The following is a 17308-nucleotide window of genomic DNA, read 5'->3' on the forward strand; positions in this document are numbered from 1 at the left end:
CTTCCCCGAATCCGGTTTTCAGCTGGTCAGCCTTTGCCGGCCACGCCCAGATTTGAAAACCGTTATTGCCTTGCTTCCCCATCCCGCCCTTCCCCGCATGTTTCGCCTTCCTTCCCTTGCCACGGCCCTGCTCCTGGGGCTGAGTCTGACTTCCGGCTGCCAGCGCCCATCCACGGGCACTGCCAAATCGGTGGAGTTCTGGCTGACCAACCCGGATAAGTCGGCGCTGTTTCAGCGCCAGGCTACGCCACTGGGCTTTGGCTCGGAGGCGGCCACGCTGACTACCCCGGTTATTGAGGTAGACGAGCAGCAAACGTTTCAGCCCATCGACGGATTCGGCTACTGCCTTACGGGCGGCAGTGCCCAGCTGCTGCACGCTATGAGCCCGGCTGCCCGCAAAACCCTATTGCAGGAGCTGTTTGGTACGGCGGGCACCAGCATTGGGGTGAGCTACCTACGCCTGAGCATCGGCGCCTCCGACCTGGATGCGCAGGTGTTCAGCTACAACGACCTGCCCGCCGGGCAGACCGACCCCACGCTCAGCAAGTTCAGCCTCGCCCCCGACCGGGAGCACCTGCTGCCCGTACTCAAGGAAATCCTGGCTATCAACCCCAGCCTCAAGCTGATGGGCTCGCCCTGGTCGCCGCCGCCGTGGATGAAAACCAATGAAAGCTCCAAGGGCGGCTCCCTGAAGCCGGAGTTTTATCCGGCTTACGCCCAGTATTTCGTGAAGTACATCCAAGGCATGAAGGCCGAGGGGGTGCGCATCGACGCCATTACTATCCAGAATGAGCCCCTGCACCCCGGCAACAACCCCAGCCTGCTGATGCTGGCGGAGCAGCAGGCGGAGTTTATCAAGAAGCACCTGGGCCCGGCCTTTAAGGCGGCGAAAATCGATACTAAGATTATAGTTTACGACCACAACGCCGACCGGCCCGACTACCCCATCAGCATCCTCAACGACCCCGAAGCCAAGCAGTACGTGGATGGCTCGGCCTTTCACCTCTACGGCGGCCCCATCGAAGCCCTGAGCAAAGTGCACGACGCCCACCCCGACAAGAACCTGTACTTCACGGAGCAGTGGGTGGGCTCGAAAAGCAACTTCGCCGAAAACCTGCCCTGGCACGTGCGCACCCTCATCATCGGGGCCACGCGCAACTGGGCCCGCACGGTGCTGGAGTGGAACCTGGCCGCCGACCTGCAACAGAACCCGCACACGCCCGGTGGCTGCACCGAGTGCCGGGGCGCACTCACCCTGGACGGCGACAAGGTGACCCGCGAAGATGCCTACTACATCATTGCCCACGCCAGTAAGTTTGCCCGGCCCGGCTCGGTGCGCATTGCCTCCACCACGCCCGAGAAGCTGCCCAATGTGGCCTTCCGGTCCCCAAGCGGCCAGCGGGTGCTGGTGGTGCAGAACGACAACGCCAGCCCGCAAACCTTTGCGGTGCGCCATCAGGGCCGTGTGTTTTCCTCCACACTGGGCGCCGGCGCGGTGGGCACTTACGTCTGGTAATCATTTCACATCCCCTTTATCTTTTTCACCTTCACCCCTTTTACCAAATTCCCATGAAAAAAATCTTTACCCTTTCTGCAGTTGCCGCCCTGATGGCCACCTCCCTGGGGGCCCAGGCCCAGTTCACCGTAAACGGCACCCTCGATGCCAATGAAGTTGGTACTGGCCAAGGCAAGTACCAGCTGGTAGGCACCTACACCGGGGCCCACTCCATAACTGACCGGGGCCTGAAAGCCCTGTACGTGGGCACCACGGCTACCACCCTGAACGTCATGGTTGTTGCCTCTGCCGAAATCGATGGCTACAACTCACTGGTGTTATACTTGGATACGCCTAACAAGACGGGCATCGCGGCCAACACCCAGCTGCCCGGCAGCACTAACGGAGGCAACGATGGCCGGGAGTCGTTGCGCCAGCGCCCGACCCTGGATATGGAAGTAGACTATGCCTTCCGCTGCACCACTTCACCCTTCCGGAATGAAAATAATGCCATCTACCTCAGCCGGGTGGATTACACCAAAATGCCCTACGACGAAGTGGGGATGGGTGCAGGCAGAAAAGACGGCACGCTGACCACGGATGTCGTCAATGACCCTGCCAAAGCAACTACCGCTTATCAGACCAGCGCGACGGGCAGCGTGGCCGCCAATACCAGCACGGGTTGGGAATTCGAAATTCCGCTGTCGGCTATCGGCGGGGCGGAGATGGGCGACAAACTCCAGATGATGGTGGCTTACATTGATGACTTCAAAAGCTTCAACTCCGATGTGCTGCCGACGATTACCGGCCAGACCACTGCCCTGGGCATCAACCCTGACTTCAGTGCTATTCCCGGCAAGCAGTTCTACACCTACCAGGTAGGCACGGGCGTATTGGCCAGCCGCTCGGCCACGGCAGCGCTCAAGGCCGCGCTGTACCCAAACCCGGTAGCTGCCAGCAGCCGCCTCTCCTACAGCGTACCCAGCCAGGCGCCGGTACAGGTATCCGTGTATAACGCCCTAGGTCAGAAGGTTCTGAACTTGCTCTCGGCTACGCAGGCCCCGGGCGCGCAGTCGGTGGCGTTGGCGCCGCTCCGCCAGCTCCGGCAGGGTGCTTACACGGTCACGCTTCAGGTAGGCACGCAACTAAGCACGCACCGCGTACTGGTTGATTAGTACAGTAGCCGGGCGCGGCCGGAACAGCTGGCCGCGCCCGGTATTTTTTCTTTTCAGTTCTTTCTTATGCATAAGATTCTGGCAGGCTACGTGGGCACTACGCTCCTCAGCGCACTGGTGCTCAGTGGCTGCGGCGGTGGCTCCGATGGGCCCGACTCCAAACCGGTGCCGCCCAAGCCACCCGTGGAAACCGGCCCCTCGCAGGTAGCCACGTGGCTGACGACCACCGACCAGTCGATGCTGTTCCAGAAAAGCACGCAGGTTCTGAATTTCAAGGACGGGACTACTAGCGGCGCGACTATCGTGGTGGATACCACCACTACCTACCAGGGCATCGACGGCTTCGGGTACACGCTCACGGGCGGCAGTGCCACGCTCATTCATCAGCTGCCCGACGCCAACCGCGTGGCGCTGCTGCGGGAGCTGTTTGCCACCGACGACACCAACATCGGCACCAGCTATCTGCGCATCAGCATTGGGGCCTCCGACCTGAGTGAGCGGCCGTTTACCTACGACGACCTGCCGGCGGGCCAGACCGACCCTACGCTGGAGAAATTCACCCTGGCCGAAGAGCAGAAGGACTTGCTGCCGGTGCTGCGGGAAATCCTGGCTATCAACCCCGACATCAAGATCATGGGCTCGCCGTGGACGGCGCCGCCCTGGATGAAGACCAACGGCAGCTACAAAGGCGGCTCCCTGAAGGCCGAATACTACAGCGTGTACGCCAAGTTCTTCGTCAAGTACCTGCAAAGCATGCAGGCCGAGGGCGTACGCATCGATGCCATTACGGTGCAGAACGAGCCGCTCCATGATGGCAACAACCCCAGCATGCACATGACGGCATCTCAGCAGGCCGTTTTCGTTGGCACCTACCTCGGGCCGGCTTTGCAGGCAGCCGGACTTACGACCAAGATTATTCTCTACGACCACAACGCCGACCGCACCGACTACCCGCTGGAAATCCTGGCCAACGCCACCGCCAACAAGTACTCCGATGGCTCGGCCTTTCACCTCTACGGCGGCAGCATTGACGCCCTGACCAGGGTGCATAACGCCTACCCCGACAAGAACATATACTTCACCGAGCAGTGGATAGGCGGCCCGGGCAACTTTGCCGGGGACTTCGGCTGGCACATTGGCACCCTCATTATCGGGGCTACGCGCAACTGGAGCCGCAACGTGCTGGAGTGGAACCTGGCCGCCGACCAGAACTATGGCCCCCACACCGAGGGCGGCTGCTCTACCTGCCTGGGCGCCCTCACCATTAATGGCGGCACCGTGAGCCGCAACCCGGCTTACTACGTCATTGCTCACGCCAGCAAGTTTGTGCGGCCCGGCTCGGTGCGCATCGATACCAACCTGCCCAGTACGCTGCCCAACGTGGCCTTCAAAAACCCCAACGGCCAGAAGGTGCTCATTGTGCAGAACACCGGCGCCACCCAAACCTTCAGCATTGCCTACCGTGGCAAAGAAGCTACCACCACGCTGGCCAGCGGCTCCGTGGCCACTTACGTATGGTAAACGCTTCATTATAAACTATATATCATACACTCCCCACGCACTTTGGTCTTTGTTCTGGCTTCCCGCTTTTCTTGTACTCGAACTCCCGAGAATATGCCTGTTACCTTTCGCCTATCGATACTAAAAACCAGCATTCTGCGTGGGCTGTGCCTGCTGCTTGTGCTCTTGGCTGGTTTAGGCTTCGGTCGGCAGGCCCATGCTCAAAGCTTCCTGCGGGCCAGCGGCACCAAAATCGTGAATGCCAGCAACCAGGAGGTTATACTCAACGGCATGAACCTGGGAGGCTGGGCTCTGCAGGAAGGCTACATTATCAAGCCCGGCTGGCCTGGCATCGACGGCAAGCAGACCCAGGGCACGGTGAAAAAGGCGCTTTACAACGCGGGCATGAGCGACGCGGAAGTGGAAGCCTTCTACCAGGACTACCGCAACAACTTCATTACCAAGCCCGACCTCGACTACATTGCCTCCAAGGGCTTTAACTGCGTACGGCTGCCCCTGCACTATGATCTGTTCCTGACGCCCAGCCAGCGGGCCGTGCGCAATAGTGTTATTCGGGGGACGGTAACCTATGCTTCGTACGTGAGCCAGCTTACCGAATGGTACAACGCCGACCAGCTGTTTACCGACGCGGCCAGCATGGAAGCGGTGCGCCTGATTGACAACACCCTGGCCTGGGCAGCCGCCAACAAGATGTACGTGGTGCTGGACCTGCACGCCGCGCCCGGCTCCCAGGGCACCGATGCCAACATCTCCGACTCCCTCACCCCGCTGGACTTCTGGAATCAATCCATTTACCAGGATATCACTAACCGGTTGTGGAGCACGATTGCGGCCCGGTACAAGAATGACGCGCGCATTGCCATGTACGACCTCATCAACGAGCCGAACAACGTGCCCAGCAACCAGCAGATCCATGACGTGTTTCAGCGGCTGATTAATACCGTGCGGGCGCAGGGCGACAACCACCTGCTGCTGCTGGAAGGCAACGGCTGGGGCAACGACTACAACTACATGGAGAAGCGTACCTTCACCAACAACGCCAACCTGGTGTACAACTCCCACCGCTACAGCGGCACGGGCTACGAGCTCGACAACGGCGTGAACTCCACCGGCGGTGGCCCCAACAGCCTGCGCTTCATTGGCACCATGAAGCAGTTTCGCATCGATAATGACGTGCCCATCTGGGTAGGCGAAACCGGGGAAAACACGTTTACATGGATGCAGGATGCGGCCAAGAACCTGAACTCGGTGGGTATTGGCTGGTGCCACTGGACGTATAAGCGCTTCGAGGACCGCAACAATGCCGCCTTCATGCGCATCAACCCGCCCTACGTGGTGGATGGGCCCGCTGGCCTCAGCCAGGTGCTGACCAACATCCAGTTTGCCAACTGCGTGCCCAACAACACTGTGGCCGCCGTGTCGCCCAACCAGAACGGCATTGTGAACTACCCCGATGGTGGCAGCTATAATGGGGCCGGCAGCCTCCCGAGCGGCCTAGCGGTTGGTACCCTCTACGGAATCAGCTCTAAAAACGGCGGCAAGGCCCTGGAGGTAGCGGCCAACGCAACGGCCAACGGCAGCCAGGTGCAGCAAGGCACGTGGGCCGGTACCAACAACCAGCAGTGGAAACTGGTAGATGCGGGCGGCGGCTACGTGCGCATCGTGAACCTGAACAGCAACAAGAGTCTGGATATCGTTGGCCCCAGCACCGCTGCCGGGGCGCTTGTTCACCAGTGGGAATGGCTTAGCCAGGACAGTCAATACTGGCAGATCATCAGCAACGGTGACGGCACCTACCGCATCATCAACAAGCTCAGCAATATGGCTCTGCACGTGCAGAGCAGCTCCACCGCCGACGGCGCCGCCATGCAGCAGCAGATATATATAGGGGCCAACAACCAGCGCTGGCTTTTCGCGGAACAGGGAGTGGTGCAGGCCGCCCGGGTTGCCGTGAGCCCCGAAGCCGATGCCCGGCTGCAGCTCTACCCTACCACGGTGCGGGACCAGCTGGCCTTTGATTACACGGCCGCCCAGGCGCAGCAGCTCCGGGTGGAGCTGGTGGATGCGCTGGGCCGCACGGTGTTCCGGGCCAATAAAGCCGTACGGGCGGGTTCTACCCGGCTCCGGTTTGCCGTGGTCACCCTCCTGCCCGGCCTGTATAGCCTGCGGGTGCATACCGCCGAGGGCTTGCTGAACCGGCGTCTGCTCATTGCCCGCTAACTCACCCCCTGGCAAGTGCCGGCCACCCTCGGGCGCGGCGGCGCTGCTGGTGGCATTACCCTACCTCTTCTCTTTTTACTAACTACTCGCTAACTATTCAGTTTTCTTCCGCTTTCCCGCTCCCGCTGCCCGCTTCCGCACACCTGTTCTCCGTTCTGGCTCCCCCTTTCTTTCCATACCCAAAACACCCACAACCATGAACACCCCTACCTTTCTCAAGGCCCTGCGCACTGGTGTGCGGCGCGGCCGGCACCTGCTGCCCGTGCTCCTGGCCAGCCTGGGCCTCAGCCAGCAAGCCGATGCCCAAAGCTTTCTGCGCGCCGACGGGCAGCGCATCGTGAATGCCAGCAACCAGGAAGTTATCCTGAATGGGATGAACCTGGGAAACTGGGCCGTGCAGGAGGGCTACATGATGAAAGTGGGCTGGCCTGGGGCCACGATAAATGGCACCACCAAGCAGACGCAGGGCGCAGTAAAAAAGACCCTCTACAACGCGGGCATGAGCGACGCGGCGGTGGAAACCTTCTACCAGAACTACCGCGCCAACTTCATTACCAAGCCCGACCTCGACTACATTGCCTCCAAGGGCTTTAACTGCGTGCGGCTGCCCCTGCACTACGAGCTGTTTCTGACGCCCGCCCAACGGGCCGTGCGCAGCAGCGTGATGCGCGGCACTGTGAGCTACGACTCCTACGTGAGCCAGCTCACGGGCTGGTACAACAACAACCAGCTCTTCACCGACCCCAACAACATGGCCGCGCTGGCCATGATTGACAACACCCTGGCCTGGGCCCAGGCCAACAACATGTACGTGGTGCTGGACATGCACGCCGTGCCCGGCTCCCAGGGCACCGATGCCAACATTGCCGACCAGATTGTGGCCAACGACCTTTGGAACCGCCAGATCAACCAGGACGTGCTGGACCGGCTGTGGCGCTTCGTGTCGAACCGCTATAAGAACGACGCCCGGGTGGCCATGTACGACCTCATCAACGAGCCGAACAACTACCCCAACAACCAGAAGATTCACGACGTGCAGCAGCGCCTGATTAACTCCATCCGGAGCCAGGGCGACAACCACCTGATTTTGGTGGAAGGCAACGGCTGGGGCAACGACTACAACTACATGGAGCCGTTTACTTTCTCCAACCGCTCCAACCTGGTGTACAACTCGCACCGCTACAGCGGCACGGGCTATGAGATGGACAACGGCGTGAACTCCACCGGTGGTGGGGCCAACGACCTGCGCTTTATCGGCAACCTGCGCAACTTCCGCTCTACCCACAACGTGCCCATCTGGATTGGCGAAACCGGCGAGAACAACGACAACTGGATGCGCGACGCCGCCAAGAACCTGAACTCGGTGGGCATCGGCTGGTGCCACTGGACGTACAAGCGCTTCGAGAACATCAGCAACCCGGCCTTCATGCACATCAACCCACCCTACGTGGTGGACGGGCCCGCCGGCCTGAACCAGGTGCTGACCAACATCCGCTTCGCCAACTGCGTGCCCAACACGACGGTGGCCGCCGTATCGCCCAACCAGAATGGCATTGTGAACTACCCCGGCGGCGGCAACTACAACGGCACCACCGCTACGCCCAGCGGCCCGGCTATTGGCCGCATCTACGAAATCAGCTCCAAGAACGGCGGCAAGGCCCTGGAGGTATCGAACAACTCACAGGTAAACGGCGGCCGGGTGCAGCAGTGGACCTGGGTGGCTGCGGCCAGCCAGAAGTGGAAGCTGGTGGATGCTGGCGGCGGCTACGTGCGCATCGTAAACCTGAACAGCAACAAGAGCCTGGACATTGCCGGCCCCTCTACGGCCGATGGCGCCAAGGCGCACCAGTGGGACTGGCTGACCCAGGACAGCCAGTACTGGAAGATTGAAAGCAACGGCGACGGTACCTACCGCCTCATAAATAAGTTTAGCGGCAAGGCCCTGGACGTGGAAAATGGCTCCACTGCTGACGGCGCGGCCGCGCACCAGTGGACCTGGGGCGGCTACAACAGCCAGCGCTGGTGGTTCTCGGACCAGGGCGCGGCCCGCACGGCCCTGGCTACCGTGTCGCCCGAGGCTGACGCGCGTCTGCAGCTGTACCCTACCACGGTGCAGGACCAGCTCACGTTCGACTACACGGCGCCTAAAGCCCAGAAATTACAGATTCAGTTGGTAGATGTACTGGGCCGGTCCGTACTTTCGGGTCCGGACCGCGCGGTGCAGGCCGGCCTCAACCACTTCTCGTTTGCCGTGGCCTCACTCCCTCCGGGCGTATACAGCCTGCGCGTAGGCACTCCTGAGGGCCTGCTGCAACGGCGCCTGCTCATTGGCCGCTAACCGGCGGCCGTAGCGGGAGCCTGCTTTGCTTTTTCACCTACTGCCGGTCCGTACCTACGGGCCGGCAGTATTAGCGGAATCATCCCGCATTTTTCTTTTTATGTCTACCAAGTTTTTTTCCGTTCTCCTGCTGGCGGCTTTGTCGGCCACGGGAGCAGTAGCGCAGAAAGCCGCCAAACCGGCCGCCAAGCCTACGACCAAGCCGGCCACGAAAGCGCCAACCTACTCGGCCGTGGGCCGCAAGGTGCAGGTCTTTACCACGGCCGCCAGCACCAACCAGCGCCTGGCCGCCGCCGGTGAGCTAAGCTTCCAGCCGCTGCCGCAGCCTCTGGAAACCCAGGTATGCGTGTTCATTGACCCCAACCACACCTTCCAGACGGTTTTGGGCATTGGCGGGGCCCTCACCGATGCCTCAGCCGAAACCTTTGCCAAGCTGCCAAAAGCAGTTCAGCAGGAGTTTATGCGGGCTTACTACAACCCAAAGGAAGGTATTGGCTACACCCTGGCCCGCACTACCATTGCCAGCTCCGACTTCTCAACGGCACCCTACGACTACATAGCTGACAAGGACGAGAGCCTGAAAACCTTCAGCGTCAAGCACGACGAGCAGTACCGCATTCCCTTCATCAAGCAGGCTATTGCCGCCGCCGGCGGTAAGCTAACCATGTACGTGGCTCCCTGGAGCCCACCAGCCTGGATGAAGGACAACAGCAACCGTCTCAAGGGCGGCAAGCTGCTACCCAAGTACCGCCAAGCCTGGGCCGACCACTATGTCAAGTTCATCAAAGAGTATGAGCGCCAGGGTATACCCATATGGGGACTGAGCACTCAGAATGAGCCCATGGCTGTGCAGACGTGGGAATCCTGCGTGTTTACGGCCGAGGAGGAGCGCGACTTTATCAAGGGATATCTGGGCCCGACCCTGAAGAAAAGCGGCCTGGGCGACCGGAAGCTCATTGCCTGGGACCACAACCGTGACCAGGTGTACCAGCGCGCCAGTACCATCCTAGACGACCCCGAAGCCGCTCAGTACGTGTGGGGCGTGGGCTACCACTGGTACGAAACCTGGACCGGCAGTTCCATGATGTTCGACAACGTGCGCCGCGTGCGCGAAACATACCCCAGCAAGAATCTATTGCTCACCGAGGCCTGCATCGAGAAGTTCGATTTCAACAAGGTGAACGACTGGGCCCTTGGCGAGAAGTACGGTTACTCGATGATCAACGACTTCAACAACGGCAACGTGGGCTGGACTGACTGGAACATCCTGCTCGACGAACAGGGTGGGCCTAACCACGTCAAGAACTTCTGCTACGCGCCACTAATCGGCGACACCCGCACTGGTAAGCTGATCTACACCAACATCTACTACTACATCGGGCACTTCTCCAAGTTCATCCGGCCCGGGGCCAAGCGCATCAGCAGCGCCACCACGCGCGACTGGCTGCAGACCACGGCCTTCCAGAATACCGACGGCTCGGTGGCTGTGGTAGTGATGAACAGCTCCGACAAGCAGCAGGACTTCTCGCTCTGGCTCAATGGCCAGGCCGCTCCGGCCGTGAGTTTGCCGCATTCCATCAGTACGTTTGTGGTAAAGTAGCCAGCTGATTCTTCTCAGCTTAATAGGCTTCCCTCAGGCGTTACCCCGCTATAAAACACAGCTGACGATTCCTGACAGATAGGTCAGGCTCCTAGTGGGGTCTGACCTGTTCTGTTATCGACCCACTTGCTCAGCGCAACTTTTGCGGTGGCCGTAAGCCAGCTGGCACTCCTATCTTCCTGCTGCCGCTGCCTGTTCTCCGCAACGCTTTCGGAAAAATTGCGGGCGACGCTTGCATAATGGGCGGGGTTGCGTTATTTAGAGTGCGGAAACTCTTCTTCATCAAACTTGCTGCGCTATGGCTGCTCCCCGGCAAAAAATTTCGATTCGCGACATTGCCCAGCAACTCGGGCTGTCGACCTCCACCGTGTCGCGCGGGCTGGCCAATCACAAGGACATCAGCGAAGCCACGAAGGAGAAAATCCGCCAGGCGGCGCAGGAGCTTAACTACCGGCCCAACCAGCTGGCGGCGGCCCTGCGCAAAGGCCACAGCAAAACCCTGGGCGTGATTGTACCCCATATCAACGGCTACTTTTTTCCGGCCGTGATGAACGGCATCGAGAAAGTTGCCACCCAGGAAGGCTTCACCCTGATGATGTGCCAGTCGAACGAAGATGTGCGCCGGGAGCGGCAGAATATCGACGCGCTGCTGGCCGCGCAGGTGGAGGGCATTCTGATGTCGGTGTCGGCCACCACGTTTCAGGAAACCCAGCACCTGGAGCAGGTGCGCCTGCAAGGCACGCCGCTGGTATTTTTCGACCGGATGCCCGAGCTGCCCAACACCATGGCGGTGATTCTGGACGATTACCAGGGCGCCTACCAGGCTACCACGCACCTTATTGAGCAGGGCTGCACGCGCATTGCCCACCTGGCCGGTCCGCAACATCTGAACACCAGCCGCAACCGTTTCCTGGGCTATAAAGCCGCCCTCGAAGCCCACGGTCTGCCCTTCGACGAGCAGTGGGTTTACGCGCTGCCCTCCCTTACCCACGACGCCGGCCGCCTCGGCATTCAGCACCTGCTGGCTTTGGAGCCTGAGCTCAACGGCGTGTTTGCGGCCTACGCCATTCCCTCGGTGGGGGCGCTGGAGGTGCTGCGCGAAAAAAACCTGCGCGTACCTCAGGATATTGCTCTGGCCTGCTTTAGCAATGAGCCCTTCACCACGATGACGCAGCCCCGCCTGACGGTGGTGGATCAGCGCGCCGAGCAGATGGGCGAAACCGCCGTGCGCCTGTTTCTGCAGCTGCTCAAGCGCGGTCCGGCTTACTCCCCGCCTCACCTCATGCTCAAGCCCGAGCTGGTTATCCGGGATTCGTCGCTGCACCGCTCCCGGGAATCCCGGATAGCCTAGTCATTAGGGCATTATTGCCGAAAGTCTGCGCCGACACGCGGCCTGTTGCTCAATAAGCGACTATTGCTTGGACAGATAGCCGCCAGCAGGAAGTCTCCGGATAACGTCGGAGTTATCAGTATGTCTGATTTATCTGCTCCTCTCCCCGACTCCGGCTTTGACCGGGTAGCCGCTTTCTACGACCCGCTGGCCCGGCTGGTGTTTGGGCGAAGCCTGCAAAGGGCCCAGCTGCGGGCCCTGGCGCACCTGCCTTCGGGCGCACCGCACGTGCTTATCATCGGGGGAGGTACGGGCTGGGTGCTGCCCGAGCTGCTGCGCCGCTGCCCGGGTGCCCGCGTGCTGTACCTCGAAGCTTCGGGCCAGATGCTGCAGCGTGCCCAGGCCACACTGCACCAGCACTGCCCAGCTCATCTCAGCCAGGTGCAATTCCGGGTGGGCACCGAAGCGGCCTTGCAACCCCAGGAGCAGTTCGATGCGGTGCTTACGTTCTTCTTTCTCGACCTATTTGATCTGCCCCGTCTGCGCCCGCTCCTTGCCCGCCTCCACCAAGCCCGCCGCGCCGGTTCTCCCTGGCTGCTGGCCGATTTTGCCCCTCCCCGCACCTGGTGGCAGCGTGGGATGCTGCGCCTCATGTACTGGTTTTTCGGGCTGACTACCGGCATCAGCGGGCGGCAGCTGCCGCCCATCCGGGCAGAGCTGGCGCGGCTGGGCCTGCACGCCGGGCCGCCGCAGTACGGGTTTGGCGGTATGGTGGAAACGGTCATCTTTCGCGAAGCGTGAGGCAGGAATGGCGGGGCCGCGCATATTCAATGGCTACAGCTTCGCCGTTGGGTTGCAGCAGGCTTGCTGTGGCTTTGTTTTGCCGTGTATACTCAGCAGCAGGGAGTACCTGTTGTGCTTTCCTGTCGACCAACCCTGGATAGAAGGCTGGTTGCCGGGCGTCTGCTACATTTACTTTGTTGACTTCTTTTCTCTTTCTGCTCTATGCCAAAATCTACCGTTTCTCTCCTGCTGGCCCTGGCCGGGTCCCTGACCTTCGGAACTGAGGCCCTGGCGCAGGCGCCCGTGCGCTACGCCCTGAGCTTCCCCAACGCCGCCCACCACGAGGCCCAGGTGCAGGTTACGTTCAGTGAGCTGCCCACGGGCCAGCCCCTGCGGGTGCACATGGCCCGTTCCTCGCCCGGCCGCTACGCCCTGCACGAGTTTGCCAAAAACATCTATGACGTGCGGGCTACTGACGCCCAGGGTCGTCCCTTGCCCCTCACCCACCCCGACCCGTATTCGTGGACGGTTCCGGCTCACCAGGGCACGGTGCAGTTCAGCTACACGCTCTACGGCGACCGGACCGACGGCACCTACGCGGGCATCGACGCCCAGCACGCCCACCTCAACATCCCGGCTACCCTGGCCTATGCCGATGGCCTGGAGCAGCGCCCCGCCGAAGTGCGCTTTGATGTGCCGACCGACTGGCAGGTAGCTACCCAGCTGCAGCCTACCGGCACGGCCGGCATATATACCGCCCCTCACCTGCAGTACCTCATGGATTCGCCTACTTCCCTGGGGCCGCAGAAGGTGCGCAGCTGGCAGGAGCAGGGCAAAACCATTGAGCTGAAAGTGCTGCACGACGGCACCGACGCCGAGCTGGATGCCTACGCCGAGCAAACCAAAAAAGTAGTGAAAGAAGCCGCCGCCATTTTCGGAGGCCTGCCCGACTTCGACTTCGGGCACTACACCTTCGTGGCGGATTATCTGCCTCAGGCCAGCGGCGACGGGATGGAGCACCGCAACTCCACTTCCCTGACCAACCCGCGCCCCCTGCGCAACGGCGGCGCCCTCGACAACCTGGGCACCGTGTCGCACGAGTTTTTCCATGCCTGGAACGTGGAGCGTATCCGCCCCCGCGACTTGGAGCCGTTTCGCTTCGACCAGGCCAACATGAGCAACAGCCTGTGGTTTGCGGAAGGCTTTACCCAGTACTACGGCGACCTGCTGCTGCGCCGCTCCGGAGCCTACTCCGACGCCAAGTACGCAGCCGAGGGCTTGTCCTTTCTGGTGAATGACCATCTGAACGCGCCCGGCGCCAAGCGGTTTTCGCCGGTGCACATGAGCCAGCAGGCCCCCTTCGTGGATGCCGCCGCCGCCATCGACCCCAACAACCGACCGAATACGTATCTGAGCTACTACACCATCGGCGGAGCCAAGGCCCTGGCGCTGGACCTGGAGCTGCGCCAGCGGTTCAAGACGGACCTCGATGCCTTTATGCGGGCCGTGTGGCAGCAGCACGGCCAACCTCAACGCGACTTTGCCCCGGCCCGGCCCTACTCCCTGGCGGATTTGCAGCGTATCCTGGGCGAAACCACCCGCGACACAGCCTTTGCCGGCCGGTTTTTTCGGGAACATATTTTCGGCCACACCCTGCCCGATTTTGCTGCGCTGCTGGCTCCGGCCGGTATGGTAGTGCGCAAAGCCCACGCCGGCCGCCCGAGCCTGGGAGCTGCCCGGCTGCAGTTTTCTCCCACTAATCAGCTCACCATACTCTCTGCCACCATGCTGGGCGACGCGCTGTATACCGCCGGCCTCGACCGCAACGACCAGCTGCTGAAGCTGGACGGCAAGGACATTAAAGATCAGAAAACTTTTGACAAGCTCTTGAGCAAGCACAAGCCCGGCGACGTGGTGCAGGTGGAAGTTCGCTCCCGCGGGCAGGTGCGCACGGTACCCGTTACCCTGCAGGAAGATGCCGCCCTGGAAGTGGCAACGGCCGAGCAGGCCGGCCAGCAACCCACCGCCGAGCAGCTGGCTTTCCGCGCGGCCTGGCTGAATGGGAAGGCGAAGTAAAAGCTGCCTGCGCTTTTACTTGATTTGCTTTCCTTTTTCGCAGTCTTCAGGACTTATAAGATAAAAACAGCAGCGGCTTCCGAAACCTCGGAAGCCGCTGCTGTTTTAGAGGCAAGCTTGCTGTGCTACCGGCGACGGCCAAAGATGCGCAGGATGAACAGAAACAGGTTGATGAAATCGAGGTAGAGCGTGAGGGCGCCCAGCACAGCGGCTTTCTGGCTTGTGCTGTTGTCTTCCTCGCCGTAGCCCAGAAAGGCCAGGCTCTTCACCTTCTGCGTGTCGTAGGCCGTGAGGGCCACGAACAGCAGCACCCCGATGTAGGACGTGATGGTGTAGAGCAGGGAGTTCAGCCAGAAGATATTGACCACGGAGGCAATAATAAGTCCGAGCAGGCCCATCATGAGCAGGTTGCCCCAGCGCGACAGGTCGGTGCCGGTGAAGTAGCCGTAGAGGCTCATCACTCCAAACGTGCCGGCCGTGACGAAGAAGGTGGAGGCTATGGAATCGGCCGTGTAGAGCAGGAAAATGACGCCCAGCGTGATGCCGTTGAGCAGCGCGTAGCCCACGAAGGCCGCCGTGGTTTTGCTCACCGACCACTCAAACGCGTTGCGCGACAGAAAGCCCACTACCACCAGCTCCAGCAGCACCAGGCCCAGAAACACGAAACGGGTGCCAAATACCAGCTCCTGCACCGCCGGGGAAGCACCCACGAACAGGGACACGCCGCCGGTAAGGGCCAGGGCTACGGCCATCCAGGTGTACACTTGCTGCATAAACGAGGCCTGCACCTGGGCAGCTTCCTCAGCACTGATGACGAGTTGCTGCTCGGGTTGCTCTTCGGGTATGAATTGATCCATACAGGTAAAAAAGATAGAAGTGAAAAATGGGCATTGTTGCCCGGTTCAACTTACGGGAAGTTGCGGGTTCTACCAAACCGCCGCCGCTAATACCCCACGTACAAACCCAGCCCCAGCCATACCACGGCCGACAGGCAGCCCAGCACCAGAATGTTGCGGCCGTGCTGGCGGTCGGAGGCAATGAAGGCTAGGCGTTGGGTGCCGTCGGGCAGCAGCTTCTGGTGTGAGTAGAGGTGCCAGCCGATGAAGATGGCCAGCAGCCCACCCAGCAAGGCCATCAGGTAGCCCGCCACAATCCAACTGGTCTGACTTTTCCCGGGCCGGGCCAGGGTATGCAGGCGCTGACGGCGCAGGCGCTCCATCACCCCCGCCGACACATCGTGGCCCCGATCACGCAGCAGCTGGCGGGCCAGCGTCACGTCGTAGCTGCTCCACTCGTCGGCTTTGGTTAGCACGTCGAACAGCTCATTATCAGTAAAATGCAGCAGATAGCAGTCAGGAGCCAGCCCGCTTACCTCGGGCTGGCTGGCGGCTTCTTCCAGGGTGCGGACCCTTGCAAAATCCGTTGGGTGTAACCGCACGTTCAGCCAGGAGCTGTTGTGGGAATTGCCCAGAATAGCATTGAAGCCCGGCCGCTCATACACAGTTTCAAAGGGAATCTGGTGTTCCTGAAGCAGCATGAGCAGCTCGTAGGCAGCTTCGGAAGTGGGAAAGGACTGATAGGTACGTAGCTCGGCCATCGGAAATAGAATAGGGAAGCTAGATACAAAATTTCCGGGGCGCCCGGGCTACGGGTACGGCACAAGCCGGGGAATTTCTCTTCACTTTTGTGTATGGCTTCCTCCCCGCGCTTTGTCCGAAACCCCGCTCTGCCCACTATTCTGCCCCAGTACCCCGGCAACAAGATGATCGGGCGCGAATACTGCAACGGGGAGGCGCTGTATGAGCCCAGCTTCGGCACCGTCCTTAAATGGCAGCTGAGCAAGAACCCGCAAAAGGAGGAAAAGAAAGCCGATACCTGGGTTCCCGCCGTGGTGGACTGCACCGGTTTTCTCGAAAGCCGGGAAGATGGGCTGGTGTGGCTGGGGCACGCTTCGTTTCTGCTGCGCGTAGCTGGCCGCACCCTGCTCTTCGACCCAGTGCTGTTCTCCTCCCTGGGTTTGCGCCGCCGCCACCCGCTGCCCTGCCACCCCGAGCAACTTACTGGCCTCGACTACCTGCTGCTCAGCCACGGCCACCGCGACCATCTGGATGAGCAGTCGGTGAAGCTGGTGGCCCGGCAGAACCCGCAGCTGCAGGCCTTCGGGCCGCTGGGCATGGCCGGGCTGCTGCGCGGTATGGCCCCGGCGCTGCCGGTCCAGGAAGCCGGCTGGTGGCAGTCGTTCGACCTGGGCTCGGAGGCGCCGTTTGAGCTGTTTTACCTGCCCGCCTCGCACTGGCACCGCCGCGGCCTCACCGATATGAACCAGGTATTGTGGGGCTCCTTCCTGCTCCGCTTGCCCGAGGGTCGCACGCTCTACTTCGCCGGTGATACCGCCATGGCCGGGCATTTCGCGCTGATTGAAAAGCAGTTCGGGCCGCTGGACGTGGTGCTGCTGCCCATTGGGGCCTATAAGCCCGGCTACATGATGCAGCTGAGCCACGTGAACCCGCACGAAGCGGCCAAAGCCGCCAACATCCTGCGCGCCGGCCATGTGGTACCCATGCACCACGGCACCTTCGACCTCAGCGACGAGCCGGCCTCCGAGCCCCTGCGCACCCTGGAGCAGGTGGCGGCCGGCGGCATGCTGCGCGGGGAGCTGCACGCCCCGGCCGTGGGTGAGGTGATGCCCTGGCAAAACTGGGAGTAAGTACGCAGCTTACACCGAAACGCCAAACGCCCTGCCGGATATGGCAGGGCGTTTTCAGGATGT

The 17308-nt window shown here is 61.3% G+C and carries 12 protein-coding genes; 10 read left to right on the forward strand and 2 right to left on the reverse strand.

Going from position 1 to position 17308, the window contains the following annotated elements:
• Positions 1 to 97: 97 nt before the first annotated feature.
• The 9 genes from LRS06_RS03775 (at position 98) to LRS06_RS03815 (ending at position 14538) form a co-directional block, all read left to right on the forward strand.
• Positions 98 to 1516 (forward strand): glycoside hydrolase family 30 beta sandwich domain-containing protein, encoded by a 1419-nt coding sequence (locus LRS06_RS03775; RefSeq protein WP_257870251.1) that lies wholly within the window; start codon positions 98 to 100, stop codon positions 1514 to 1516.
• Positions 1517 to 1569: 53 nt separating this feature from the next.
• A complete protein-coding gene (locus LRS06_RS03780) occupies positions 1570 to 2670 on the forward strand; it encodes a T9SS type A sorting domain-containing protein (RefSeq protein WP_257870252.1) in 1101 nt (366 codons plus the stop codon).
• A 66-nt stretch (positions 2671 to 2736) separates the two neighbouring features.
• Entirely contained in the window at positions 2737 to 4191 is a 1455-nt protein-coding gene (locus LRS06_RS03785) for a glycoside hydrolase family 30 beta sandwich domain-containing protein (RefSeq protein ID WP_257870253.1), read from the forward strand.
• A gap of 93 nt (positions 4192 to 4284) precedes the next feature.
• Positions 4285 to 6411, forward strand: coding sequence for an RICIN domain-containing protein (locus LRS06_RS03790; protein ID WP_257870254.1), 2127 nt, complete (start codon positions 4285 to 4287; stop codon positions 6409 to 6411).
• Positions 6412 to 6607: 196 nt separating this feature from the next.
• Positions 6608 to 8749 carry an RICIN domain-containing protein gene (locus tag LRS06_RS03795; RefSeq protein ID WP_257870255.1) on the forward strand — a complete coding sequence of 714 codons (2142 nt, stop codon included), beginning with the start codon at positions 6608 to 6610 and terminating at the stop codon, positions 8747 to 8749.
• A gap of 100 nt (positions 8750 to 8849) precedes the next feature.
• On the forward strand, positions 8850 to 10349 hold the full coding sequence (locus LRS06_RS03800; protein WP_257870256.1) for a glycoside hydrolase family 30 beta sandwich domain-containing protein: 1500 nt from the start codon (positions 8850 to 8852) through the stop codon (positions 10347 to 10349).
• Between the two features lie 298 nt (positions 10350 to 10647).
• Positions 10648 to 11700 (forward strand): LacI family DNA-binding transcriptional regulator, encoded by a 1053-nt coding sequence (locus tag LRS06_RS03805; RefSeq protein WP_257870257.1) that lies wholly within the window; start codon positions 10648 to 10650, stop codon positions 11698 to 11700.
• 120 nt (positions 11701 to 11820) lie between these two features.
• The gene (locus LRS06_RS03810) at positions 11821 to 12480 is read left to right on the forward strand and encodes a trans-aconitate 2-methyltransferase (protein WP_257870258.1); all 660 of its coding nucleotides are present in this window, start codon (positions 11821 to 11823) and stop codon (positions 12478 to 12480) included.
• A gap of 204 nt (positions 12481 to 12684) precedes the next feature.
• Positions 12685 to 14538: a M61 family metallopeptidase gene (locus tag LRS06_RS03815; RefSeq protein ID WP_257870259.1), complete on the forward strand. Its 1854-nt coding sequence runs from the start codon at positions 12685 to 12687 to the stop codon at positions 14536 to 14538.
• A gap of 125 nt (positions 14539 to 14663) precedes the next feature.
• Here the strand turns inward: LRS06_RS03815 and LRS06_RS03820 are convergent, their stop codons facing one another.
• Positions 14664 to 15395 (reverse strand): Bax inhibitor-1/YccA family protein, encoded by a 732-nt coding sequence (locus LRS06_RS03820; protein ID WP_374679416.1) that lies wholly within the window; start codon positions 15393 to 15395, stop codon positions 14664 to 14666.
• An 86-nt stretch (positions 15396 to 15481) separates the two neighbouring features.
• On the reverse strand, positions 15482 to 16135 hold the full coding sequence (locus LRS06_RS03825; protein ID WP_257870260.1) for a hypothetical protein: 654 nt from the start codon (positions 16133 to 16135) through the stop codon (positions 15482 to 15484).
• Between the two features lie 93 nt (positions 16136 to 16228).
• On the opposite strand from LRS06_RS03825, the gene LRS06_RS03830 reads away from it, so the two are divergent.
• Complete coding sequence (locus LRS06_RS03830) at positions 16229 to 17245, forward strand: MBL fold metallo-hydrolase (protein ID WP_257870261.1); 1017 nt, start codon at positions 16229 to 16231, stop codon at positions 17243 to 17245.
• Positions 17246 to 17308 lie beyond the last annotated feature (63 nt).

It is taken from the genome of Hymenobacter sp. J193 (assembly GCF_024700075.1).
Taxonomy (GTDB): domain Bacteria; phylum Bacteroidota; class Bacteroidia; order Cytophagales; family Hymenobacteraceae; genus Hymenobacter.

Coding starts and splice junctions, on each gene's coding strand:
- LRS06_RS03775 (WP_257870251.1), top strand. CDS start 98: ATGTTTCGCCTTCCTTCCCTTGCCACGGCCCTGCTCCTGGGGCTGAGT.
- LRS06_RS03780 (WP_257870252.1), top strand. CDS start 1,570: ATGAAAAAAATCTTTACCCTTTCTGCAGTTGCCGCCCTGATGGCCACC.
- LRS06_RS03785 (WP_257870253.1), top strand. CDS start 2,737: ATGCATAAGATTCTGGCAGGCTACGTGGGCACTACGCTCCTCAGCGCA.
- LRS06_RS03790 (WP_257870254.1), top strand. CDS start 4,285: ATGCCTGTTACCTTTCGCCTATCGATACTAAAAACCAGCATTCTGCGT.
- LRS06_RS03795 (WP_257870255.1), top strand. CDS start 6,608: ATGAACACCCCTACCTTTCTCAAGGCCCTGCGCACTGGTGTGCGGCGC.
- LRS06_RS03800 (WP_257870256.1), top strand. CDS start 8,850: ATGTCTACCAAGTTTTTTTCCGTTCTCCTGCTGGCGGCTTTGTCGGCC.
- LRS06_RS03805 (WP_257870257.1), top strand. CDS start 10,648: ATGGCTGCTCCCCGGCAAAAAATTTCGATTCGCGACATTGCCCAGCAA.
- LRS06_RS03810 (WP_257870258.1), top strand. CDS start 11,821: ATGTCTGATTTATCTGCTCCTCTCCCCGACTCCGGCTTTGACCGGGTA.
- LRS06_RS03815 (WP_257870259.1), top strand. CDS start 12,685: ATGCCAAAATCTACCGTTTCTCTCCTGCTGGCCCTGGCCGGGTCCCTG.
- LRS06_RS03820 (WP_374679416.1), bottom strand. CDS start 15,395: ATGGATCAATTCATACCCGAAGAGCAACCCGAGCAGCAACTCGTCATC.
- LRS06_RS03825 (WP_257870260.1), bottom strand. CDS start 16,135: ATGGCCGAGCTACGTACCTATCAGTCCTTTCCCACTTCCGAAGCTGCC.
- LRS06_RS03830 (WP_257870261.1), top strand. CDS start 16,229: ATGGCTTCCTCCCCGCGCTTTGTCCGAAACCCCGCTCTGCCCACTATT.